27 protein-coding genes and 1 pseudogene are annotated in these 22984 nt (G+C 57.3%); 11 read left to right on the forward strand and 17 right to left on the reverse strand.

Features of this window, described 5'->3' with window-relative positions; all coding sequences use genetic code 11:
• Nucleotides 1-88 precede the first annotated feature (88 nt).
• Together ACYZT9_RS05255 and ACYZT9_RS05260 are read left to right on the forward strand one after the other, a co-directional pair.
• On the forward strand, nt 89-571 hold the full coding sequence (locus ACYZT9_RS05255) for a glutathione peroxidase (protein ID WP_462008865.1): 483 nt from the start codon (nt 89-91) through the stop codon (nt 569-571).
• 208 nt (nt 572-779) lie between these two features.
• A complete protein-coding gene (locus ACYZT9_RS05260) occupies nt 780-1883 on the forward strand; it encodes an NADH:flavin oxidoreductase (protein WP_462008866.1) in 1104 nt (367 codons plus the stop codon).
• Between the two features lie 117 nt (nt 1884-2000).
• Here the strand turns inward: ACYZT9_RS05260 and ACYZT9_RS05265 are convergent, their stop codons facing one another.
• Nucleotides 2001-3200 (reverse strand): glycosyltransferase family 4 protein, encoded by a 1200-nt coding sequence (locus tag ACYZT9_RS05265; protein WP_462008867.1) that lies wholly within the window; start codon nt 3198-3200, stop codon nt 2001-2003.
• A 51-nt stretch (nt 3201-3251) separates the two neighbouring features.
• Between ACYZT9_RS05265 and ACYZT9_RS05270 the strand changes: the two are divergent.
• Nucleotides 3252-3464 (forward strand): annotated as a pseudogene (locus ACYZT9_RS05270) (transposase); the annotation flags it as partial.
• A 48-nt stretch (nt 3465-3512) separates the two neighbouring features.
• On the opposite strand, the gene ACYZT9_RS05275 reads toward ACYZT9_RS05270, so the two are convergent.
• Nucleotides 3513-4418, reverse strand: a complete 906-nt coding sequence (locus ACYZT9_RS05275) for a LysR family transcriptional regulator (protein WP_462010156.1) — start codon at nt 4416-4418, stop codon at nt 3513-3515.
• Nucleotides 4419-4642: 224 nt separating this feature from the next.
• Between ACYZT9_RS05275 and ACYZT9_RS05280 the strand changes: the two genes are divergently transcribed.
• Complete coding sequence (locus ACYZT9_RS05280) at nt 4643-5626, forward strand: SDR family oxidoreductase (protein WP_462010157.1); 984 nt, start codon at nt 4643-4645, stop codon at nt 5624-5626.
• A gap of 22 nt (nt 5627-5648) precedes the next feature.
• Nucleotides 5649-7022 carry an NTP/NDP exchange transporter gene (locus tag ACYZT9_RS05285; protein WP_462008868.1) on the forward strand — a complete coding sequence of 458 codons (1374 nt, stop codon included), beginning with the start codon at nt 5649-5651 and terminating at the stop codon, nt 7020-7022.
• A gap of 221 nt (nt 7023-7243) precedes the next feature.
• Here ACYZT9_RS05285 and cysZ read toward each other — a convergent pair whose 3' ends face one another.
• Nucleotides 7244-7996 carry a sulfate transporter CysZ gene (gene cysZ / locus ACYZT9_RS05290; RefSeq protein ID WP_462008869.1) on the reverse strand — a complete coding sequence of 251 codons (753 nt, stop codon included), beginning with the start codon at nt 7994-7996 and terminating at the stop codon, nt 7244-7246.
• A gap of 316 nt (nt 7997-8312) precedes the next feature.
• Here cysZ and trxB point away from each other — a divergent pair, with 316 nt between their 5' ends.
• The gene (trxB, locus tag ACYZT9_RS05295) at nt 8313-9275 is read left to right on the forward strand and encodes a thioredoxin-disulfide reductase (protein WP_462008870.1); all 963 of its coding nucleotides are present in this window, start codon (nt 8313-8315) and stop codon (nt 9273-9275) included.
• 166 nt (nt 9276-9441) lie between these two features.
• On the opposite strand, the gene ACYZT9_RS05300 is transcribed toward trxB, so the two are convergent.
• The 7 genes from ACYZT9_RS05300 to ACYZT9_RS05330 all read right to left on the reverse strand — a co-directional run bounded on the left by ACYZT9_RS05300 (nt 9442) and on the right by ACYZT9_RS05330 (nt 14032).
• Nucleotides 9442-10692, reverse strand: a complete 1251-nt coding sequence (locus ACYZT9_RS05300; RefSeq protein ID WP_462008871.1) for a 2-aminoadipate transaminase — start codon at nt 10690-10692, stop codon at nt 9442-9444.
• 222 nt (nt 10693-10914) lie between these two features.
• A complete protein-coding gene (locus ACYZT9_RS05305) occupies nt 10915-11253 on the reverse strand; it encodes a HopJ type III effector protein (protein WP_462008872.1) in 339 nt (112 codons plus the stop codon).
• Entirely contained in the window at nt 11246-11542 is a 297-nt protein-coding gene (locus ACYZT9_RS05310) for a DUF1244 domain-containing protein (protein ID WP_462008873.1), read from the reverse strand. The genes ACYZT9_RS05305 and ACYZT9_RS05310 overlap by 8 nt, the downstream gene beginning before the upstream one ends.
• 95 nt (nt 11543-11637) lie before the next feature.
• A complete protein-coding gene (gene folX / locus ACYZT9_RS05315; protein ID WP_462008874.1) occupies nt 11638-12009 on the reverse strand; it encodes a dihydroneopterin triphosphate 2'-epimerase in 372 nt (123 codons plus the stop codon).
• A gap of 2 nt (nt 12010-12011) precedes the next feature.
• Nucleotides 12012-12572, reverse strand: coding sequence for a GTP cyclohydrolase I FolE (folE, locus tag ACYZT9_RS05320; RefSeq protein ID WP_462008875.1), 561 nt, complete (start codon nt 12570-12572; stop codon nt 12012-12014).
• 21 nt (nt 12573-12593) lie between these two features.
• Nucleotides 12594-13304: a dihydromonapterin reductase gene (folM, locus tag ACYZT9_RS05325; RefSeq protein ID WP_462008876.1), complete on the reverse strand. Its 711-nt coding sequence runs from the start codon at nt 13302-13304 to the stop codon at nt 12594-12596.
• A gap of 158 nt (nt 13305-13462) precedes the next feature.
• A complete protein-coding gene (locus tag ACYZT9_RS05330; RefSeq protein ID WP_462008877.1) occupies nt 13463-14032 on the reverse strand; it encodes an antibiotic biosynthesis monooxygenase in 570 nt (189 codons plus the stop codon).
• Between the two features lie 210 nt (nt 14033-14242).
• Here ACYZT9_RS05330 and ACYZT9_RS05335 point away from each other — a divergent pair, with 210 nt between their 5' ends.
• Complete coding sequence (locus ACYZT9_RS05335; protein WP_462008878.1) at nt 14243-15202, forward strand: MerR family transcriptional regulator; 960 nt, start codon at nt 14243-14245, stop codon at nt 15200-15202.
• 1 nt (nt 15203) lies between these two features.
• Here ACYZT9_RS05335 and ACYZT9_RS05340 read toward each other — a convergent pair whose 3' ends face one another.
• Together ACYZT9_RS05340 and ACYZT9_RS05345 are read right to left on the reverse strand one after the other, a co-directional pair.
• Nucleotides 15204-15809 carry a hypothetical protein gene (locus ACYZT9_RS05340; RefSeq protein WP_462008879.1) on the reverse strand — a complete coding sequence of 202 codons (606 nt, stop codon included), beginning with the start codon at nt 15807-15809 and terminating at the stop codon, nt 15204-15206.
• 54 nt (nt 15810-15863) lie between these two features.
• Complete coding sequence (locus ACYZT9_RS05345; protein WP_462008880.1) at nt 15864-16340, reverse strand: PAS domain-containing protein; 477 nt, start codon at nt 16338-16340, stop codon at nt 15864-15866.
• A 101-nt stretch (nt 16341-16441) separates the two neighbouring features.
• Between ACYZT9_RS05345 and ACYZT9_RS05350 the strand changes: the two genes are divergently transcribed.
• From ACYZT9_RS05350 to ACYZT9_RS05365, 4 genes are all read left to right on the forward strand, one after another.
• Entirely contained in the window at nt 16442-16897 is a 456-nt protein-coding gene (locus tag ACYZT9_RS05350) for a flavodoxin (RefSeq protein ID WP_462008881.1), read from the forward strand.
• A gap of 267 nt (nt 16898-17164) precedes the next feature.
• Complete coding sequence (locus ACYZT9_RS05355) at nt 17165-17947, forward strand: class II aldolase/adducin family protein (protein ID WP_462008882.1); 783 nt, start codon at nt 17165-17167, stop codon at nt 17945-17947.
• A complete protein-coding gene (locus tag ACYZT9_RS05360; protein ID WP_462008883.1) occupies nt 17947-18849 on the forward strand; it encodes an alpha/beta fold hydrolase in 903 nt (300 codons plus the stop codon). Before ACYZT9_RS05355 ends, ACYZT9_RS05360 begins: the two co-directional genes overlap by 1 nt.
• 111 nt (nt 18850-18960) lie before the next feature.
• Nucleotides 18961-19872 (forward strand): SDR family oxidoreductase, encoded by a 912-nt coding sequence (locus ACYZT9_RS05365; protein ID WP_462008884.1) that lies wholly within the window; start codon nt 18961-18963, stop codon nt 19870-19872.
• Between the two features lie 597 nt (nt 19873-20469).
• Here ACYZT9_RS05365 and ACYZT9_RS05370 read toward each other — a convergent pair.
• The 5 genes from ACYZT9_RS05370 to ACYZT9_RS05390 form a co-directional block, all read right to left on the reverse strand.
• Nucleotides 20470-21075, reverse strand: coding sequence for a hypothetical protein (locus ACYZT9_RS05370; protein WP_462008885.1), 606 nt, complete (start codon nt 21073-21075; stop codon nt 20470-20472).
• A gap of 16 nt (nt 21076-21091) precedes the next feature.
• Nucleotides 21092-21589 (reverse strand): hypothetical protein, encoded by a 498-nt coding sequence (locus tag ACYZT9_RS05375; protein ID WP_462008886.1) that lies wholly within the window; start codon nt 21587-21589, stop codon nt 21092-21094.
• A 134-nt stretch (nt 21590-21723) separates the two neighbouring features.
• Nucleotides 21724-21987, reverse strand: a complete 264-nt coding sequence (locus ACYZT9_RS05380; protein WP_462008887.1) for a hypothetical protein — start codon at nt 21985-21987, stop codon at nt 21724-21726.
• Between the two features lie 154 nt (nt 21988-22141).
• Nucleotides 22142-22453: a hypothetical protein gene (locus tag ACYZT9_RS05385; RefSeq protein ID WP_462008888.1), complete on the reverse strand. Its 312-nt coding sequence runs from the start codon at nt 22451-22453 to the stop codon at nt 22142-22144.
• A gap of 150 nt (nt 22454-22603) precedes the next feature.
• Complete coding sequence (locus tag ACYZT9_RS05390; RefSeq protein WP_462008889.1) at nt 22604-22933, reverse strand: hypothetical protein; 330 nt, start codon at nt 22931-22933, stop codon at nt 22604-22606.
• Nucleotides 22934-22984: the final 51 nt, after the last annotated feature.

Genomic DNA, 22984 nt, shown 5'->3' on the forward strand with positions numbered 1-22984 from the left:
CCGAGGGCGCCTTTTTAGTCCGCGGCTGTCCCGGGTGACGCCGCCAAGAGGCTGTTTCGAGAAGAACACAGGAATTTTGGAGTTCGTCATGAGTGCTTTTCACGACCTTAAATTGACAGCCCTGGATGGTCAGGAGCTTCCGCTGGCGCCCTTCAAGGGGAACGTCGTGCTGGTGGTCAACGTTGCCTCCAAATGTGGCTTGACCCCACAGTACGCGGCGCTGGAAAACCTCTACCAGCAATACAAAGGCAAAGGCTTCAGCGTGCTGGGCCTGCCGTGCAACCAGTTTGCCGGACAGGAGCCGGGCACCGAGCAAGAGATTCAGGAGTTCTGCAGCCTCAACTATGGCGTGACTTTCCCGTTGTCCAGCAAACTGGAAGTCAACGGTCATGAACGTCATCAGCTGTATCGCCTGCTGGCAGGCGAGGGTGCCGAGTTCCCGGGCGACATTACCTGGAACTTCGAAAAATTCCTGCTGGGCAAGGATGGTCGTGTACTGGCGCGGTTTTCGCCGCGTACGGCGCCGGATGATCCCTCTGTCATCCAGGCGATTGAAAAAGCGCTGAGCTGAATCCTCCTTTGTAGGCGCGAGGCTTGCCCTCGAAGACGGTCTGTCAGTTGACATCATTGCTGACTGGCTTGACGCCTTCGCGGGCAAGCCTCGCTCCTACAATACGCTGTGTCTTTTAATCTTTAATCACCCAAATCAATAGTGCTGTTCAACGCATTGCGCAGTCCATATTATCGCCGTCATAAAGTCTATTCCCGTGGAGCGTCCCATGCCTGTAAAAGCCCTGTTCAAACCGTTCCACCTCGGCACCCTTGAACTGCCGACCCGCGTCGTCATGGCGCCGATGACTCGCTCCTTCTCGCCGGGCGGCGTACCCAATTCCAAAGTGATCGAGTACTACCGTCGACGCGCCGCCGCCGGCGTGGGGTTGATCATCACCGAAGGCACCACCGTCGACCACAAGGCCTCCAACGGCTACCCGAACGTGCCGCATTTCTACGGTGAAGCCGCGCTGGCCGGCTGGAAGAAAGTTGTCGACGCAGTGCACGCCGAAGGCGGCAAAATCGTTCCGCAACTGTGGCATGTCGGCAGCGTGCGTCGTATCGGCACCGAGCCAAATGCGAGCGTGCCGGGTTACGGCCCGTCGGAAAAATTGAAGGATGGTCAGGTCGTGGTTCACGGCATGACCCAACAGGATATTCAGGACGTGATCGCCGCGTTCGCCCAAGCCGCCAAAGATGCCCAGAGCATCGGCATGGACGGCGTGGAAATCCACGGTGCCCACGGCTACCTCGTGGACCAGTTCTTCTGGGAAGGCACCAATCAGCGTACCGACGAATACGGTGGCAGCCTCGCCAACCGTTCGCGCTTCGCCATCGAGCTGATTCAGGCGGTGCGTGCAGCGGTTGGCGAAGGTTTCCCGATCATCTTCCGTTTCTCCCAGTGGAAGCAGCAGGATTACACCGCTCGTCTGGTTCAAACCCCGGAGGCGCTGGGTGAATTCCTCAAGCCGTTGTCCGACGCCGGCGTGGACATTTTCCACTGCTCGACGCGCCGTTTCTGGGAGCCGGAATTCGACGGTTCCGAGCTGAACCTGGCGGGCTGGACGCGCAAGCTGACCGGCAAGCCGACCATCACCGTGGGCAGCGTCGGCCTGGATGGCGAGTTCCTGCAGTTCATGGTCAACACCGACAAGATCGCGCAGCCGGCCAGCCTGGAAAAACTGCTGGAGCGTTTGAACAATGATGAGTTTGATCTGGTGGCGGTAGGGCGTGCGCTGCTGGTGGACCCGGACTGGGCGCAGAAAGTGCGGGACGGCCGGGAGGAAGAGATTCTGCCGTTCAGTCGTGAGGCGTTGATGACGCTGGTTTAAGCAGCGTCTGCACTGACGCTATCGCGGGCAAGCCCGCTCCGACAGGATTTGCGAACGACGCAGGTCCACTGTGGGAGCGAGCTTGCTCGCGATGACGGATTCAATGTCAGCAAAGATTCAGGGCACGGTCGGTGCATTCGGCACCACCTGCTCCCCAACACAAGCCCCGCGCAACTGCCCTTCAAACTGCTCGATAATCGCCGCCCAACCCTGACGACTCGCATGCTGACGCGCATTGAGCCTTATGCAACGCAGGGTTTCTCGCTCTTCCAGCAACCACGCCGCGGCATCGCTGAAAGCCTCTTCATCCCCCGGCATCGCCAGCACGCCGTTATAGCCGTGGCGGATGTGCTGCGCCGCCGCCGCCTGATCATAAGCCACCACACCCAGCCCCGAAGCGAGCGCCTCAAGCACCACATTGCCGAAGGTTTCGGTCATGCTCGGAAACAGAAACACATCCCCTGACGCATAGTGGCTGGCCAAGGCTTCGCCCCGTTGCGAGCCGCAGAAAATCGCCTCGGGCAGTTCCCGCTCCATCGACGCTCGTTGCGGGCCGTCGCCGACGATGATCAGCTTTATTTTTCGCTGTGGATAAGTCGCTGTCAGGTTGTTGAAACAGCGCTTGAGCAAACCAGGATTTTTTTCCGGCGCGAGGCGTCCTACGTGGATGAGCGCGATGTCCTCCTCACCCAGGCCCCATTGTTCACGCAACGATGGCAGGCGTTTTATCGGATGAAACAATTGACTGTCGACCCCGCGAGACAGCAATGCCAGGCGTTCGAAATGCCGGCGCTCCAGTTCAAGTCGCTGGCTGACACTCGGTACCAGGGTCAGGGTCGAACGATTGTGAAACCAGCGCAGGTAGTGGGTCAGCAGGCGGGTGAGCAAGCCGAGCCCGTACTGGTTGGAATATTGCTGGAAATTGGTGTGAAAGCCACTGACCACCGAAATCCCCAAACGCCGCGCCGCGCGCAGCGCCGATAAGCCCAGCGGCCCTTCCGTGGCGATGTACAGCACGTCCGGGCGCTGACGTTTCCAGCGCCGCAGCAGCTTATGCATCGACGACTGACCCCATTGCAATCCCGGATACCCCGGCAGCGGCCAGCCCCGGCACAGCAGCAATTCATCGTCGCTGCCCAGTTGCTGATCGCAACCCTGCCGCGGTCGTACCAATTCCACTTGATGCCCGCGCGCGCGCAAACCGTCGCACAAGCGGCCAAGGGTATTGGCCACGCCGTTGATTTCGGGAGGGAAGGTTTCGGTGATCAGGGTGATATGCAGAGCTGTCGTCATGACCTCAGTGTCGGCTGAGGCCATGTCTTCGTTGTGGCGTTTTAATGATGGATTTATGACAGGCTCAGCGTTGGGTCGATAGCCGCCCGGCCCGGCAGCTATAAGAAGCACGCGAAAAAAAGTTTGATCGGGCGCATGCAACGCAAGATTGAATACGCGAAAGCGCAGGTACGGGCCAAGGTTGAACATCCGTTTCGCGTGATCAAGCGCCAGTCTGGCTATACGAAAGTGCGCTTTCGTGGCTTGTCGAAAAACATCGCTCAACAGACAACCTTGTTCGCTTTGTAGCCTTAAGTAGCGAGGGCATGAAAAATCGGTGGGTACTTCAAGCCTTCCCTATAGGCCGGCCCTGGTCTCGATTTTCAGAAAATCTATAAATGCCCGAAGGGGCGAAGGCACGTGCCTGCGGTCATTGTAGTATAGATAAGGGCCGTCGAATGCCTGCCACCAGTTTTCCAGTACCGGTAATAACCTGCCCTGCTTGATCAACGGCCCAAGGTATTCCTCGAAGGTATAGATAATACCGACACCGCCTAACGCAGCGCCCACCTCCAGGTCCTGGGATGAGCTGAGCAGCGGTCCGTGAGGCGGTACGCGTATGGTGGTGCCGTCTTTTTCAAATTCCCACACCCCCAGCTTGCCGCTCTCGAAGCGATGACCGATCAGGCGGTGGTTAAGAAGGTCGCGGGGATGCAGCGGTGTGCCGCTCTTCTCCAGATAACCAGGCGATGCAGCGGCCAAGAAGCGCTGTCGACGCGGGCCGATGGGTACGGCAATCATGTCCTTGGCCAAGCTTTCCTCGTAGCGCACGCCCGCGTCGTAGCCTGCTGCGATGACATCGATAAGGGTGTTATCCATTGTCACTTCAATGCTCACCCCAGGGTAACGTTCTAGAAACCCGGGGATCAGCTTAGGCAGTACGAAACGAGCGACGGGCACCGGGACGTTAAGGCGTAAGGTGCCTACCGGCCTCAGCGTATTGTCATCGAGGTCGCCAAAGGCTGCGCCTATTTGCTCAAGAGCCGGGCGTAGCCGCTCCAGCAGGCGTGCACCGACTTCCGTCGGGATTACGCTACGGGTCGTGCGATTGAGCAGCCTGACGCCCAGGTCGCTTTCCAGCCGGCGTACACCATCGCTGATGGATGAAGCCGACATGCCACGTTTCTGCGCCGCTACCCGGAAACCGCCAGCCTCCACAACTGCAGCAAAGAGTGCGACATCGGTCAGGTTGGGCTGGCGCATGGCCGCTCTCCAAAAGAGGAAGGCCAGATTGTACGTCTGGGCGTACACAGCGTCCATTTCAATACGGCTTATCGGCAGCAATCCACGGATGAACAATGCCTCACGTCGACGTACCGATTTGAAGTGGTACATCAGGTCACTACCCGCGAGAGGATTTAACAATGACGAATACGCTGCAGGTACAACCCCTACGTGCTGCCCGCTCGGCGTGGCGCAATATCCTGATGACGCTTGGCTTGGTCTTAAGCTGTGTGCTTGAAGCAGGAAGTGCCGTGGCGCAAAGCTTGCCCAAGCCGGATTGGAGCTTGGCGGACATGCCCTCGCAGAGCGGGCGTATTTTTCTGGTTACTGGCGGTACCAGCGGCATGGGCTACGAGGATGCCAAAGCCCTGGCAGCGGCTGGCGCTCGGGTAGTGATCGCCGCACGCAATCTGCAGCGCGGCGAGGAAGCAATTGCCCGTATCAAGCAGGAGGTTGCTGGCGCCCAAGTGCAGTTCGAAGCGGTGGACCTGGCCAATCTGGCATCGGTTCAGGCGTTGGGCGAACGCCTCAACGCCACCTTGCCGCACCTCAATGGGCTGATCAATAACGCAGCGATCATGTCCCCCGCACAACGTGGCACCTCGTCCGATGGCTTCGAGTTGCAACTGGCCACCAACTACCTGGGCCACTTTGCTTTGACCGCCCATCTACTGCCGCTACTGCGCAAAAGCGACGGCGCACGGGTGGTGACGGTGTCCAGCATCGCGGCCGCGCGCGGCAGCATCAATTTCGAGGATCTGCAGGCCGAACAGGCCTTTAACCCATTTCGGTCCTATGCCCAGTCGAAACTGGCCGGTCTGATATTTGCCTTCGAGCTGCAACGCCGCAGCGAGGCGCAAGGCTGGGGGATTCAGAGCATTGCGGCGCACCCTGGTGTGGCTGTGACCGAGCTGATCAAGCGCGGCCCAGGCCTGGATAGCGAATTCGGAGGCAACTGGGCCAAGGACCGCGAACGCTACCACTCCGCCGCTCAGGGTGCGCTGCCGACTCTTTACGCAGCCACCGCGCCCGATGCTCAGCCAGGCGCCTATTACGGCCCGATTGGCGAAGAGGAAAAGCGTGGTCCACTGGGGTTGGCCAGCGTACCGGCAGCTGCCAAAGACGCTGTGGCTACCGCTCGCCTGTGGACAGTAAGCGAACAGTTGACCGGTGTCAGCTACCGTTGAGTCCCGCACCAGGAGAGTCTTCATGCTGTCAGCAACTCTGGTGCAGCGCCTCGGCGTCGCCATCAACGCCGAACGTCACGAGCTGAATCCCGCGCTCGCGGGGGTAGGTTTGTTTTTCTGCCTGTTCTGCGGCTATTTCATGTTGCGGCCGATTCGCGAGTCGATGGGCATCATGGCCGGTATCGAGAACCTGCAATGGCTGTTCACCGCCACCTTCGTGGTCATGCTGGTGGCCGTGCCGTTGTTCGCCTGGCTCAGCTCCCGGGTACCGCGTATTCACTTCGTGGACTGGGTCTACGGATTCTTCTTTCTGAACCTGCTTGCGTTCGCCGGGCTGTTTCAATTCAGCGCTGACAACGTCTGGCTGGCCAGGGTGTTTTACGTGTGGATCTCGGTCTATAACCTGTGCGTGGTCTCGGTGGCCTGGAGCCTGATGGCCGATGTCTTCGACGGGCGTCAGGCCGAGCGGTTGTTCGCCTTCATCGCTGCTGGCGCCAGTGTCGGTGGCCTGGTCGGGCCGGCAATGAGTGCGCTGCTGGTCGGGATCATTGGCCAGTCCGGGCTAGTGCTGCTGGCGGCCGTGCTTTTGGGCGTCGCCCTTGCACTGAAAGCGCCGCTGATGCGCTGGCGGGAAATCGGTGGCGTCGGCAGACCGGGCGCGCCTCTCACCGAGAGCACCAGCATGCCGGTAAGGGGCAACCCGTTCAGTGGCCTGACACGCGTCTTGAAATCACCTTACCTGATGGCAATTGCCGGTTTTGTCGTGCTGCTCGCCACCGTGACGACCTTTCTGTATTTCGAACAGGCACGCCTGGTGGCCGAGCGTTTTCCTGATCGCGAATCGCAGATCAGGGTGTTCGGCATCATTGATGTGATCGTCCAGACCGGTGCCTTGCTGTCGCAGTTGTTTATAACCGGGCGCATCGCTCAGAAGCTGGGTGTGCGTATGCTGCTGGCGATCGTACCGATGCTGGTCTGCGTGGGCTTTATCAGCCTCGCCCTGGCCCCCACGTTCGCCATGTTGGCAGCACTGATGATCGTCAGGCGCATCGGTGAGTACGCCTTCGTCAAGCCTGGGCGGGAAATGCTCTTCGCACCGCTGGACGCCGAGAGCAAATACAAGGCGAAAGGCTTTATCGATACTGTCGTCTACCGGGCCGGCGATGCGCTCAGTGGGTGGGTGAAGGGTGGCCTGGACATGTTTAGTCAGGGCGCAGTACTGGTGGCGTTGGTAGGCGCAGCCTGCGCATTGCTCTGGGGCGCGCTTGGCTGGTACTTGGGCAGGCATGCTGACGAGCTGAGCAAACGCTCGAAGCCTGGTCAATTGGTTGATGCGAATGCCTTACATCATCAGACCAGCGAACTGTCATTTGTCAGGCAGGGAGCGGCTGACTGAGTGCTGTTGAAAAGGCCCAGAGCTTCTGGCTCTGGGGTAACAGCTGGGTGTGGTCAGGCGAACCCGGCACCCTGCGTCGGAGGTAGTAGATGCCCGAGTCGGGGTGCCGGAGTGGTTGCGCTATCAATGCCATGTGTACCAGCCTTGTGTATCAGTGGGCTGGGAAAGGGCGTGTTCAAGCGAGCATGCGAAAGGGGTTGTCCGATGGATTTGTGACCGGCTCAGCGTTGCGTCACCAGACTCTCCGCGCCACGCTCACGCACCCAAAACAACGTCGCCCCTGCCACAGCTGCCGGCATCATCAGAATATTGACCACCGGAATCAGCAACACCAGATAAACACTCCCGCCAAAACCCATGCTCTGCCAGCGCTTCTCGCGCAGCCAGGCGAGCATTTCGTTCCAGCCGAGTTTGTGGTTGTCCGCCGGGTAGTCGATGTATTGGATCGCCATCATCCACACCCCGAACAACAGCCACAGCGGTGCGGCGATGATGTTCACCACAGGGATGAACGAGAGAATGAACAGCCCGATCGCCCGCGGCAGGAAGTAGCCGAGTTTGCGCATTTCCCGAGCCAGTGTGCGCGGGATCATGGCGATCAGTTCGCCCCAGCTGAAGGCCGGGAAGTCGTCGGTGCCGCGTACTACCACTTCGACCTTCTCCGCGAGAAAGCCGTTGAACGGCGCGGCGATGATGTTAGCGAGCATGGTGAAGGTGAAAAACACCATCAACACCACCAGCACTACAAAAATCGGCCAGAGGACGTAGTTGAGAAAACTCAGCCAGTCGGGCAGGGACGGCATCAGCGTATCCACCCAGAGACTGAATTGATGGCCGGCCAGATAGATCAATCCGACGAACAGCACCAGATTGATTGCCAGCGGCAACAACACGAACAAGCGCAGGCTGGGGCTCAGGACCAGCTTGAGGCCTTCGCGCAGGTATTGCGGGCCGGACAGAACAGGTGCGGGCATATCGTGCTCCGAGCAGAGGGGAAACGCGCCGACCTTACCGGCTTTGCATTGCGGGCGAAAGCGCGGTCGCAGCATCGACATCAACTGTAACAAAGGCGTCCTCACATAGACGGAAACAGGATAGAGACCGCCTATGAGCTGGATTGTTAAACCGTATTTCCTTAATCTTCGCCCCCTCGATACGCTGCACCCATCCTTTTTACAGGACTGTCGAGCTCAAGCCTTCCCCAAGTGCTTTCAACAGTCCTTTTTTTATTCCCGCCGGTAAACCGGCGTTCCGCGCCAGGTGTTTCGGGCCGGTCAACAGGAGCAGGTCATGTCTGAAGTCCGTCATTCGCGAGTGATTATTCTCGGTTCCGGCCCTGCCGGTTACAGCGCCGCTGTCTATGCCGCCCGTGCCAACCTCAAGCCACTGCTGATCACCGGCATGCAGGCCGGCGGTCAACTGACCACCACCACCGAAGTCGACAACTGGCCGGGCGACGTCCACGGTCTGACCGGCCCGGCGTTGATGGAACGCATGAAAGAGCACGCCGAGCGCTTTGAAACCGAGATCGTTTTCGATCACATCAATGCCGTGGACTTCGCTGCCAAGCCTTACACCTTGACCGGCGACAGCGCGACGTACACCTGCGACGCGTTGATCATCGCCACCGGCGCCAGCGCCCGTTACTTGGGTCTGCCATCGGAAGAAGCGTTCATGGGCAAAGGCGTTTCGGCCTGCGCGACCTGCGACGGTTTCTTCTACCGCAACAAGCCAGTGGCCGTGGTCGGTGGCGGGAACACCGCTGTCGAAGAAGCGTTGTACCTGGCCAACATCGCCAGCACGGTGACCCTGATCCACCGTCGCGAAACCTTCCGCGCCGAGAAGATCCTGATCGACAAGCTCAATGCCCGCGTGGCCGAAGGCAAAATCATCCTGAAGCTGAACGCGAACCTGGACGAAGTCCTGGGCGACAACATGGGCGTGACCGGCGCGCGCCTGAAGAACAACGACGGCAGCTTCGACGAGCTGAAAGTCGACGGCGTGTTCATTGCCATCGGCCACACCCCGAACACCTCGTTGTTCGAAGGTCAGCTGACGTTGAAAGACGGCTACCTGGTGGTGCACGGCGGTCGTGAAGGCAATGCGACTGCGACCAACGTCGAAGGTATCTTCGCGGCCGGTGACGTGGCTGACCACGTTTACCGTCAGGCGATCACTTCGGCTGGCGCCGGCTGCATGGCCGCACTGGACACCGAGCGTTACCTTGACGGTCTGCAGAACGCTTCGTTCTGATTCCGTTGAAATGAAAAACCGGCCTCGGCCGGTTTTTTCGGGTCCCGATAAACGCGGCCAACCCTGTGGGAGCGGGCTTGCTCGCGAAAGCGGCATGACAGTCGATATAAATGTTGCCTGAAACGACGCCTTCGCGAGCAAGCCCGCTCTCACATGAATCGCAGGGTCAGGCCAATTTCTTCAAACACGCCTCGAGGATGTCCAGGCCCTCTTCCAGTATGGCTGCCTCCGTGGTCAGTGGCGCCAGCAATCGTATGATGTGGCGCGACTTGCCACTGGGCATCAGCAGCAAGCCCGCTTCGCGTGCCAGGGCCAGCAGTTGCGTCAGCTGCGCCGAGGCCGGTGCGCCGGCGGCATCGATCAGTTCGATGCCGCGCATGGCGCCGACGCCGGTCAGTCGCCCGAGACAGGAGGAAATCTTGTTGGCGCGCCAGGATTCGTAGCGGCTGACGATCGCTTCTTCCTGCTGCGTGCCCCAGGCTTGCAGGTTGGCATGGGTCATCTCATCGAGCGTCGCCAACGCGGCGGCGCAGGCGATGGGATTGCCTGAGTATGTGCCGCCCAGTCCGCCCTTGGGCAAGGTGTCGAGCAGCGACTTGCGCCCGACCACCGCACCCAGCGGCACGCCGCCGGCGATACTTTTGCCGAGCAGGATCAGATCCGGCTCGATGCCCAGCCGCGAAAACGCAAAGCGCTGACCGGTACGGCCGAACCCGGACTGGATTTCATCGGCGATCAGCAGGATGCCTTTCTCGTCACAGAAGCGGCGCAATGCCTGGGCGAATTCCACGTCCAGCGCCAGGAAGCCCGCTTCGCCCTGCACCGGTTCGACGATAAAACAGGCGACATCGTCAACATCGATTTCGACGCTGAACAGTCGATCCATCGCCTTCAACGCCTCAGCACAGGTCACGCCGTTGTCTTTGCTCGGGTAGGGCAAGTGAAACACAGGACCGGGCAGCACGCCGACTTTCTGTTTGTAGGGCGCGACTTTGCCGTTGAGGTTCAGCGTAGCGAGTGTGCGACCGTGAAAGGCACCGTCGAAGGCAATGACGGCCGTGCGACCGGTCGCGCCACGGACGATCTTCAATGCGTTTTCCGCCGCTTCCGCGCCGCTGTTGGTGAGCATGCCGCTGACCGGGTAATCCACCGGGATGAACTCGGCCAAGCGATCCATGAAGGCGAGGTAAGGCGCGTGCGGAGCTGCATTGAACGCGTAATGTGTCAGCCGGGTGGCTTGTTCGCGAATGGCCTCGACGATGCGCGGGTGGCAATGGCCGAGGTTTAAAACGCCGATGCCGCCGACAAAGTCGATGTAGCGTTTGCCGTCGGTATCCCACACCTCGGCGTTTTTACCGTGGCTGAGGGTAACGGGATGAACGATGTTGATCGACCGGCTGATGGATTCGCTGCTCATGGATGACCGACTCTGAAGAAGGGAGACTTCTTTTTATCTAAGCCGTGAGCAGCGATGCCCGGCAAACGAAATAAAGTGGTCGGGTCAATCTTAAAAGTCGGGATGTGTGGTCACACCTCTGTAGGAGCGAGCTTGCACGCGATGGTCGTAAACGAACCCGCGTAAAACCAGATGCCCAGAGGCGTCCTTAAGTTTTTCGCGAGCAAGCTCGCTCCTACAGTTTTAGCGGCGGGTCAGTGGCTGCTGAGTGAACCTCACACCGGCCAGACCATGCGCAATCAACGCACGAATATTGCCGTGATCACTGCCTTCAGGCGTCGCCATCACCGAGCGGTAATGCTCGCCGAATGCCAACAGCGCTTCTTCATCGCTCAAGCCTTCCAGCAATGCCAGGCCTAAGGTCTTGCACGAGCCTTCGTTCTGCCCGGCGGCATTTTCCACTCCGCCGTTGTTGAAAGCCTGAGACTGATAGTCGTAGCCTGCGGCGATGAACGCCAGGGTCTCGGCAAAAATGTGTTCTCCGCTGTTGAGGCTGGCGCGCAGGGTGTTCAAATCACTCATGGGGTTTTCCTTTGGCGAACGCCGCTTGTTGTTCGGCGCTGGCTTCTTGCTGGTATTGGGCTTTCCACTCGGCGTACGGCATGCCGTAGACCACTTCACGGGCGTCATCGAGGCTGACCTCGATCTGGCGTTCGTCAGCCGCGGCCTTGTACCACTTGGACAGGCAGTTGCGGCAGAAACCCGAGAGGTTCATCAGATCGATGTTCTGCACATCCTTGCGGCTGTCCAGGTGCGCGACCAGCCGGCGAAAAGCGGCGGCTTCAAGTTCGAGGCGTTGTTGGTCTGTCATGGAGGTCTCTGCGAGACAGCTACAAGCTTCAAGCCGAGCTGCAAGAATGGATGGAGGTGGCCGGCAGTTTACAGCGTGAAGCTTGAGGCTTGAAGCTAGCGGCTCGCTGCAAGGGTAATCGACACCGACTCGGCGAAACGCAGGGCATGGGGTTTGTCGACTTCGACCTCAGCGTACAGCACCGACGCATTGATCATGACCAGGTCGAGAATTTCCTGGGTCAGGCGCTCGAGCAGGGCGAAGCGATGACCCTCCACGTGAGCAATGATCGCCTTGGTGATGGTGCGGTAATTGAGCGCGTGATCGATGTCGTTGTCACGCACCGCTTCCTGGGCTGCGTACAGGATGGTCAGGTTGATCAGCACATCCTGCTTGTTGAGGATTTCATCCTCGTTGATCCCGATGAACGTGCGCAGGCACAGGTCTTTGACCCGGATACGTGCCATTCCTGGTTGAAGTTGTGGCATTGCTACTTGCTCCGTCCAATCAATTGCAGAAACTCCTGACGGGTGTTGCTCGACTCGCGGAAGGCGCCGAGCATCACCGAGGTGTTCATGGTCGAATTCTGTTTCTCGACGCCGCGCATCATCATGCACATGTGTCGGGCTTCGATGACCACCGCGACACCCGCGGCACCGGTCACCTGTTGCACCGCGTCGGCGATTTGCCGGGTAAGGTTTTCCTGTATTTGCAGGCGACGGGCGAACATGTCCACCAGCCGTGCAATCTTCGACAGGCCCAGCACTTTACCCGTTGGAATATAAGCCACATGCGCCTTGCCGATGAAGGGCAACAGGTGATGCTCACAGAGCGAGTACAGCTCGATGTTGTCGACAATGATCATTTCATCGTTGTCGGACGCGAACAACGCGCCGTTGACGATTTCTTCCACACTCTGCCCATAACCGTGACACAGGTACTGCATGGCTTTGGCCGCGCGCGCAGGCGTATCGAGCAAGCCTTCGCGGTCAGGGTTTTCACCGAGGCCGATGAGGATCTCGCGATAGTTCTGGGACAGGGATAAGGTCATGGAACATCCTCGCGGGGTAACCTATTTGAGGTGCCGCCCGCCGTTGACGGTCAGCGTCGTGCCGGTGACATAAGGGTTGTCGAGCAAATAGCGCAGGCTCTGGTAGATCACTTCGCTGCCGGGTTCGATGCCCAGCGCAGACTTGGCCAGGGTCTTGGCACGGTAGGCCGCATCGTCGTCCGGATTAAACATTAGCAGGGCCGGGGCGATGCCGTTGACCTTGATGCCTGGCGCGTACTTCGCGGCAAAGGACAGCGTGAGACTGTCGAGCCCGGCTTTGCTGGCGCAGTAGCCGATGTGCTTGCTGCTGCCTTTGCGGGTGACATCATCGCTGATGTGCACGATGTCGGCCGGCCTCGAGCGTTGCAGCAAGTCGGCGCAGTGCAGGTTGATCAGGTAGGGCGCCAGCATGTGCACGCTGAACAGGCGGGTGAAGGCTGCTGCGTCGGTGTCCGGCGTTTCGGTCAGCCATTCGGAGGCGTTATGGATGATTGCGCGCAGGCTGTCGGTGTGGGTTTTCAGTTTGCTGATGAAGGCGAAAATTCCGGCTTCGGTAGAAAGGTCCGCGAATACCGCCGTCGCACCCAGGTCGCGCAACGCCTGTACACCGGGGCGTTCAGTGCGATAGCTGAAGATTACGGCATGGCCGTCTTCGAGCAGACGCTGCGCGCAGTGCAGGCCGACACGCTGGCCGGCACCGGTAATGAGGATCGGGGCGGATGAAGAAGTCATGAACGGCTCGCGTCGCGGTGAGTGCAAAACTATACCAGCGACGGGAGTTGCACACCTCTGTCCCGTAAGAGCAAAGCTTGCTCGCGATGAACGATGACGCGGTTCAACCGACAGACCGAGGCGTCTTCATCGCGAGCAAGCTTTGCTCCTACAGGGGATCAGCGGCTTTGCGAGGACGGCTCGGCAGGCAACGGACGTGCTGGTGCGCTGTTCAGCCAGCTTGCCAGCAGACGCGTCGACAACGGAATAAAGAAGTAGACCATCAACGGCGTCAGGCATAGCGTGCTGATCAACACCCGAGGCAGCAGGCTCATTTCGCCGATTAGCGGCCCCAGTACAAAGTTGAACAACAACGACACCGGGAAAAACGCCACCCAGATCGCCACGGCCTGCTTCCAGCGTGGTGGACGCTGGCCGGCGGCGCCGAACCAGCCTTCGATGCCGCTTACGCGATGTTCTGTCTTATGCGCAAACAGGTCGCTGCCGCGTGCGAGCCAGGCGGTACGCGAGGCGGAATGCTCCCAGGCGTGCATGGTCTGCTCGTTGGCGAAACGGAAAATAATCTGGAATTCGTCATCGTCGGGCGGCGGGGCGAGCACGCCAGAGCCGAGATAACCCTGGAAGTCGGTGGCCAGTTGCTCGCCTTCGCGCAACCAGGCCATCAGGTCCTGATAACGCCCATGGGCGACGCGGCGCGCAACCATCAGCGTGACGGGTGAAGTAGACATTTTGTATCTCCATATTACGAACGCGCCACTCCGGGTAGGAGTTTTGCCAGACGCAACGCCGGGGTGATGGGCTGCGTCTCGGATCAAGCAAGGATTGTTCCGGATTCTACAGGTTATGCCCCCGACATTCGTCGTTCATCTATGTCTTGATTGATGACAAGGCAAGAGCGTTAAATGGGATCCAATTTGCACGCGGACGTAAACTGCCATATGCCTGTCTTGTCTGACAATGTCACTGGTACTCAGACCGCTGTTCCGCTTGAACAGGAAGAGCTGTACCCGATTCGCGAGGTATCTCGGCTCACTGGCGTCAACCCGGTCACGCTACGAGCATGGGAGCGCCGTTATGGTCTGATCCAGCCTATGCGCACCGAAAGCGGGCATCGGTTGTATGCGATGGCCGATATCGAGCGGGTCCACAGCATTCTTGGCTGGATCGACCGTGGCGTCGCCGTCAGCAAGGTCGGCAAGATCCTGGCCAGGGCCGCTCCGCTCCAGGCGCTGTCGCACCTCATCCCCAATGAACTGGTGCAAGCGGACTACACGCAGTGGCAGCAACAGGTCAAAGCAGCCGTCAGTGAGTTTGACGAGGTCCAACTCGAGCTGGTCTATGGACAGATCTTTTCCAGTTACCCCCTGACGGTGGCGTTCCAGGACATTCTGATTCCGCTCTGGAAGCAATTGCTGCAACACCGCGAAGGCTTCGGTCAGGCCAGCGAATGGATTTTCCTGGATGGCTTTCTGCGTGCTCGCGTGTTGCAGCGCCTGCTGCTGGTGCGAGTCATGCAGCCACGCCGTGTGATTGTCTGCGCCCTGAACGATCAATGTCGTGAGCTTGAAGTGTTACTCACGGCGTTGTTTCTCAGCAGTGTCGATTCGGCTATTCAATTGCTGGCGATCGGTCAGCCCTTCGACGAATTGACCCTGATCTGCGAAAGAGTCAAACCACAGGCGTTGGTGCTGGTGTCCAATCATGCTCCTGCCCCTGAGTTGCCGCGGCGTTTGAACCGGCTGGCCATGAGCCTGGATTGCCAGGTGATGCTGGCAGGCGATGCGTCCGATCTGGCGCAGGAGAGCCTGACCGGATCGTCCATTGGATGTCTGGGGAACGAGGGAATGGTGATGCGTCAGCGTCTGAAGCAGTTCCTGGCAGGCAACCTGGATACCTGAATCAGAGGTGCAGGGCGGGATGCGTCAGCCGGTGCTGTTGAAGGATGTACTGGCGCAGGCGCTCGGTTTCGTCCGTGTCGCTCTGGCTCAGGTGATACGCATAGAAACCGTTCCTGGTTTCCTTCTCGAAGGTGCCGCGCATCGCGATTCGTTCATAGCCTGAAGGACTGAACCACAACGCGAAATGTTTGGGCGGTTTGGTCTTGTTGCGAACTTCCAGCAGGACGCCTTTGAACGACACCTCGTGCACCCACATCGTACCGGGCTGGCCACTGGCATTTTCCAGGGCGACCGGCTCTTCGAGTACCAAGCGCCATGGTCGGACCATCGGCCCGTCTTCATAGATGCTCGGGACGCCCAGGCGTAAATGCAGCGCATGAAACTCGTCTTCCACCAGGTGCAGCGGAAAGGTCATTTGCTGGTTTTCGAAGTTGGCCTGGATCGTGACTTGCTCGTGCGCGGCGAGGCGCGTGAGCAAGTCACGGATTTGCGAACCACCGTTGACGAGCAGGCTCGACGTCGCATCCCGCACATTGAGCTGCGGGTTGTGTTGCATTTTCTGGATGAAATCCAGTTCATCCTGAGTCAGGAGTGCGTCACGCTGCATGATCTGCTCGAAAAAAATAGTTACAAAGACATTGGTGATTCTAGTTAATGACAATTAATTCAGTGTTTTGTTTTTGCCGTTGGTCGCTTTTAGCTCGGCAAGCTCTTTTTGCAGGTCGGCGACTTGCTGCTCCAATTGCGTCACCCGCTGCTGCGCCTTGACTTGAACGGTGACGTCTTTTTGCACACCGACAAAATAAGTCTGACCATCGCTCGGGTTTTTCACCGTCGAAAGCGACAGCTCGTTCCAGAACGGCGTGCCGTCCTTGCGGTAATTGCGAAGGATTTCCCTACAGGAACCGCCACTACTCATTGCCTCGCGAATCAAGGCCAGCGCCTGTTGATCGCGGTCTCCTGACTGCAGAAAGCGGCAGTCCTGGTAGAGGATTTCTTCGCTGGTGTAACCGGTCAGGCGTTCGAACGCCGGGTTGACGTAAATCAGAATGTTGTCGTGTTCACCTTCTTTTTCAGCAATCACGATGCCGTCGTTGGACGCATTAATCACCATTTGCAGCAGATGGGCGTTGATCATAGAAGAGTCCCTTCCTGTTTGATTGACGACCTGCATTCTAAAAGAACATTGAGGACTGCTGTTAAGATCCGGGTCTTTAATTCCGCTTCAGGATCAGATTGATGAAAGTCGCCATTCTTTCCGGCTCGGTGTACGGCACGGCTGAAGAAGTAGCCCGTCACGCTGCGAACATTTTGAGAACCGCGGGTTTCGACACCTTCCACAACCCGCGCGCGAGCCTCGCCGATGTTCAGGCCTTCGGCCCCGAAGCCTTTCTGGCGGTGACCTCAACCACCGGCATGGGTGAACTGCCGGACAACCTGCAGCCCTTATATTTTGCCATTCGCGATCAGTTGCCGGCGGCCTGGCGGGGTTTGCCGGGTGCCGTGATCGGTCTGGGCGATGCGAGCTACGGCGACACGTTTTGCGGCGGTGGCGAGCTGATGCGTGAACTGTTTGGCGAACTGGGCATCCGCGATGTGCTGCCAATGCTGCGTCTGGACGCCAGCGAAAGCGTTACGCCGGAAACCGATGCCGAGCCCTGGCTGGCGGAACTGGTCACGGCCCTGCGGGGTTGACCGGCCGTTAGTCTGATCGTGAAAGCTGAGCGACTTTTGGCGGCGAGGAACGTCCGGTGGCCAGGTGGGTCAGGGTTCTGACGCGGCTGTTGAACGGGGGCGCTGCGCCCTTGCTGGCGTCGGTACTTTGACATGGATCCAGGCTTGCTTGGGCACTGACTCGCTGAGCCATCAAGCTGGCTGCCAATGCAACTACACGAACCTCGGGGGCTGACTAGACTCGGTAGTCATTGGAAACACTCCATAATAAAAACGAGGTTCCTTGCCGTGAGCGTAACCCCCCTGCAATCGCCCCACAGCGTCAAAGACCAGGTCAGTGCTGCCGAATGGCAGACTCGCGTCGATCTGGCGGCCTGTTACCGTCTGGTCGCTCTGCATGGCTGGGATGACCTGATTTTCACCCACATTTCCGCCAAGGTGCCCGGCACCGAAGACTTCCTGATCAACCCGTTCGGATTGATGTTTCACGAAATTACAGCGTCAAGTCTGGTCAAGGTCGATCAGGCCGGCAACAAGCTGATGGACAGTCCTTACGAGATCAACCCGGCGGGTTACACCATCCACAGCGCCGTGCATGAAGTACGTCACGATGTGGTCTGCGTGCTGCATACCCATACGGCGTCGGGCGTTGCGGTGTCGGCGCAGAAACAAGGCATTCTGCCGATCAGTCAGCAATCGTTGTTTGTCCTTTCCAGCCTGGCTTACCACGCCTACGAAGGCGTTGCGCTGAACCATGAAGAGAAGGCGCGGCTGCAAGCCGACCTCGGTGAAAGCAATTTCCTGATGCTACACAACCACGGTCTGCTGACCTGTGGCGGCACCATCGCCGACACGTTCCTGATGATGTTCACCTTTCAGCGCGCTTGCGATATCCAGGTGATGGCGCAGAACGGTGGCGCGGAACTGATCGTTATCGAACCGCAAATTCTGGCGGGCGCCAAGGCGATGATTGCCGGCGTCACCAAAAGTGCACAAGGGATGGGCGGCACACTGGCCTGGCCGGCGCTGCTGCGCAAACTCGATCAACAAGACCCGGGGTTTAAACTCTAATGCCTCTCACCGAGATCCCCCTATGCGTCTGGCGCAAACGCGGCCAGACGTTCGTATTCCGTGGCCAGACGATCCGTTATTGGACTTCGGGGCAAGGTGAGCCGCTGCTGCTCATCCATGGCTTCCCGACGGCCAGTTGGGACTGGCATTACCTGTGGCAGCCGCTGGCCCAGCGCTATCGGTTGATCGCCTGCGACATGTTGGGCTTCGGTGATTCCGCCAAACCGGTGGACCACGAATACAGCCTGCTGGACCAAGCCGATCTGCAACAGGCATTACTGGAGCATTTGAATGTCGAACAGCCAGTGCACGTGCTGGCCCACGATTATGGCGACAGCGTGGCTCAGGAACTGCTGGCCCGGCATTACGAGTCGCGTATTCATCTGGCCAGTTGCGTGTTCCTTAATGGCGGCCTGTTTCCGGAAACCCATCGCCCGATACTGATGCAGAAGCTATTGCTCAGCCCGTTGGGCTGGGTGATCGGCCGGGCGTTTTCCCGGGATGCGTTGGTCAGGAGTTTCCGGCAGATCTTCGGACCGCAGAGCCGTCCTACCGAGAGTGAGATGGATGATTTCTGGAGCCTGATCGACAGCAATCACGGGCCCCGGGTCATGCACAAACTTATTGCGTACATTCCCGAACGACGTGTCCAGCGCGAACGTTGGGTCGGTGCGATGCAGCGCCGTGGGGTGCCGCTGCGGGTGATCGATGGCGAGGACGATCCGATCTCCGGCGCGCACATGGTTGCACGCTATCGGGAATTGATCCCTGAACCGGATACGGTGTTGCTGCCTGGCATTGGCCACTACCCACAGACGGAAGCGCCGGCGCAGGTGCTGAAACACTATCTGGCGTTCCGCGATCGGCTTGTTTCAGCGCCGCTGAAGGCGGCCTGCTCCTGATTATCCCTCAGCCTTATCGAGCACCATTCAGCCTCACCGGTGTTCATTGTGACCAGCAACGCCTTGCCTGAAACTCGGGCTCATTGTCCCTTGGCCTGCTGGAGTCCCCCAATGAATGAGCCTGTGCGCTTCGAAGATAAAGTCGTGATCATCACGGGAGCCGGCGGCGGCCTCGGGCGCGGCCATGCGCTGTTGTTCGCGAAACAGGGCGCCAGGGTGCTGGTCAACGATCTCGGCGGCTCGGCTCAGGGCGAAGGCGCAAACGCTTCTGCCGCTGACCGTGTAGTGGCGGAAATTCGCGAGGCCGGCGGCACCGCCGAGGCCAACCATGACTCCGTCACCGATGGCGACAAACTGGTGCAACACGCCCTCGACGCCTTCGGCCGTGTCGACGTGGTGGTCAACAACGCCGGGATTCTGCGGGACAAGACCTTCCACAAAATGGACGACGCCGATTGGGACGTGGTTTACCGCGTCCACGTCGAAGGCGCCTACAAAGTCACCCGCGCCGCGTGGCCGCACCTGCGCGACCAAAACTACGGCCGCGTGATCTTCACCGCGTCGACCTCGGGCATCTACGGCAACTTCGGTCAGTCCAACTACGGCATGGCCAAGCTCGGCCTCTATGGCCTGACCCGCACGCTGGCCATCGAAGGCCGCAAAAACAACATCCTGGTCAATGCCATCGCGCCCACCGGCGGCACCCGCATGACCGAAGGCCTGATTCCGCCGCAAGTCTTCGAACAACTCAAACCCGAACTGGTCAGCCCGCTGGTGGTGTATCTCGCCAGCGAGAACTGCCAGGAAACCTCCGGGTTGTTTGAAGTCGGTGGCGGCTGGATGGGCAAGGTGCGCTGGGAGCGCAGTCTGGGCGCCGGGTTCGATCCACGGGTCGGGTTTTCACCGGAAGATGTGGCGGCGCACTGGCAGCAGATCTGCGATTTTGAAGGCGCGGCGCATCCGAAGGACAACATTGAAGCGTTGAAGGAAATGATGGCGAATTTGCAGAAGTACGCCCTCTGATTCCATCGCTTTCGGCAGGGCTCGCCTGAGACCTGCCGTCCCTCAAAAAACCATCGCCCATAAAAAAGGCCGCTGCAAACGCAGCGGCCAAAGTAAGACGTTGGATCAAGGAGCTACAAATCAACGTCAGTGAACACGGGGCGATGAGTCGAAACCTTCGATTCATCTGAAATCTGTCGCGAATGGCATGGACTGATCACACGTTATCGTTGAGCGCTGTCAGGCGGTTTGCCGTGAAAGCCCGGCAAGAATAAGCGTTTGAGTCGAAAGGAAAAATAGCGATTCCGGACATGCAGTGTTGCAGTCTGAACAACAGTGGCGCGCTACGGATAATTCGTTATCGATTCCGAATAGCTGTCTGTTGTAGGTAGCGCTTGTCATCCCGTTCAACATCTCAAGAGAGTGCTTTTTAAACGCCAGACCTTCGCCGTCGCGCATCGCCAAAGGGCGGAAGGTGCCCGACTCTTAGATGTAACTGCGATTGAGATTTTGCCGCTTTCTGCGATTAGGCGTTCGTCTTGCCACAGGAATTACGTGGTGTGACCATCGACGGTTTTGGCGATTCGGCGGTCGAAGGCGCAATGAAATCTCTTTTAATTAGTATCGACAAATGTCTAGCGGGCCAACCTTGGCTGTCAACTCCAGGACAAATGCATCCTCGGACGTCAACCTCGACATTTCCTTGAAGGCAATAAACCACTCCACGTCCAGTGCCGCGAATATCTGCAGCCAGACAGCCTTTTTGGCTTCGCAAGCCGGAATTGCTGTCCCTCCTAACCCATGTCCCTTGCCTTCAAAAAACAAGTAGTAGTCATCTGCGTAGCAATAGCCGATCAATTTAGGCCAGTCAGAGCTATGAGGTTGCTCCGGCACAAGATCCTTTTCGGCAATCACGTAAAAACTTCGGACTTTATGCGCCTGTGGGGCTGGATGGTCGCCAGAAAGCCAGATCAGGCATTGGCTTGCCTTGTCGGCGTCATCCATCATGGCCGATTTTTTCTTATCCAGCTCACTAAAGGTCCCGGCCACATCTCGGCGATAGTACATTAGCCAACCATCTCGTCCTTCGTTGACGATCAAGTAGGTGTGTCCATAACCTTCGACGGTCAGCGACCAACAACCGAAGTACGTTCGCTGATCCAAAAACTCGGTGACGGTAAACCCGGCACGTTGTATAGCGTTTTGCAGATCAAGATATGGCAAATGACAGACTCCTTCTCTAAAGGTGTTCTATGTCTTTAGGGCCGCCATCACTGATGAGCTTATTGCGTCGATTGTAAAGGTCGATGTCCTGCGCGTCGGTGGCCTTGCTAAGCTCTTTACGCAGAAACTCCATTGTTTCGGATATCTTTCTCTTTTTTGCACTATCCAAATCGTTAATAAGATCGAAGCCGTTTTCAGATAAGGCGGGAACCTTTTTGCGCATGTAGTAATAACAGCCTATGTTCTCGAGGAGGTCATTTGCTTCCGGTACGCTAGTTTTTATAGTGTTTACATATTTTTCGAATGCGTTTTTCAATATTGCATCTGGTTTTTTTTGTGTTTTAAGAAACCCGCAAAGTCCTTGCCAGTTAATAACGTGTAACTGGGTTCCCCAGTCAGGGTCCTTCGTGAAATAAATACCATTTCCTCTGAAATGGTCAGGGAATTCATCTCTGTTTGAGGTGTGCTTTCTACTCTTTACTCTCTCGGTCAAGCAGTGTGGCATCGGGCGCATGAGGCTATTCGGATAATATTAAAGGTTGATGAGCGTTCTACGGTGGGATGAAAAGGGAACCGGTATTGTAAATAGACTGATCCTCTTTCATCTTGATCTGTTTTTTGTGTACTTTATCGAAAGGAGTAGGGCATTTAGGTAGCGACGCCGCGATCTGCTCCAGGTTTAAAAATCAACAATTCATCTTCCTGTCTGTTTCTGCATCGCCTAACAAAGTCCAATGCTGCAGTTGGATTGTTTAGATAAAGCTCATAGGAATTGCGATCTATTTGATAGTGCTCGTCGTAATCTACCAGCCGATTGCTCACCGGTATGGAGACATAATATTTTTCTGTGCTCTCTTCTATGCCAATAGTGAAGCGCTCATTTGTATTTATAAGTGTGTCGTTGAATTTCATTCTTGACCCTGGAGGTCATATTTTGTTGGTTCAAGTTTTTGTTTGTTTGCATCAATGGAATTGATAATGGGCTCGTTATTTTTGTTTGGTGATTTCCACAACTAAGGGGTGTGATTAATTCATTTTGTGTAAGTGCATAAATATATTTCGTGATTTAAAACTCTATAGTTTCAGGTTGGTCGATTAGTTTTGTGATCTTGTCGATGAAGTCGTGTTCATCAACGAAGTTTGTATTGTCAATCAGGTCTATGAACCATAGCAGGTCTAAGGCTATAAATAGTCCAAGCCACTCCGAACTTTTAGCTTTGGTTTCAGGCATGTCGCTTGCGGCGAATCCATGCCCTTTACCTTCGGCCAAGTAGAAGCAGTTATCCTTATATGAGTAGCCTATTAATTTTGGCCATGCAGCGCTATGGGGCAGAGTTGGCTCCATATCTTTTTGGGCGATTACATAGAAAGTTCTCATTACTTATCCGGAAGTATATCGATTTGGTCGAACTTTACCTTCTGATCGTCCCAGGTCGCCAGTGGATAGCTGAGCAAATGCTAATTTGCTCATGGTTCGAGGTAAACTCGAGTCTGCAATATTTTATTTATATTTTTATTTTTTGCACTGTCATTTGTCACGGGTAATAAAATACTTATGAGGGGCCGTCCAGCTGATCATTGTAAAATTTCCGATTAAAAGCCCCTTGTCTCTTAGGTACTCAAATACCTCGGCAGGGCACCACTCTCTACCATCGGAAAAATAAACTTCAAGCTCCCTGAGCTGGTTAAATATTCCAGCTTTATTTTCATCGTTTGGTGTGATGATTTTGTATTCATTAAGATCAATGTCATTTGTGAAGCCAATGCCAATAAGCTTTTCTATTATTTTTGCATCAAGAACTTTTACTCTAACAAAATCGCTGTCGGATTTTGTAACATAGGCTTGGGCTGTATTCATTTAACTAGTACCTCTGTCATGGTAGATACACCAAGTGCATCGGTAGTAGGG

The organism is Pseudomonas sp. ZT5P21, from assembly GCF_054897785.1.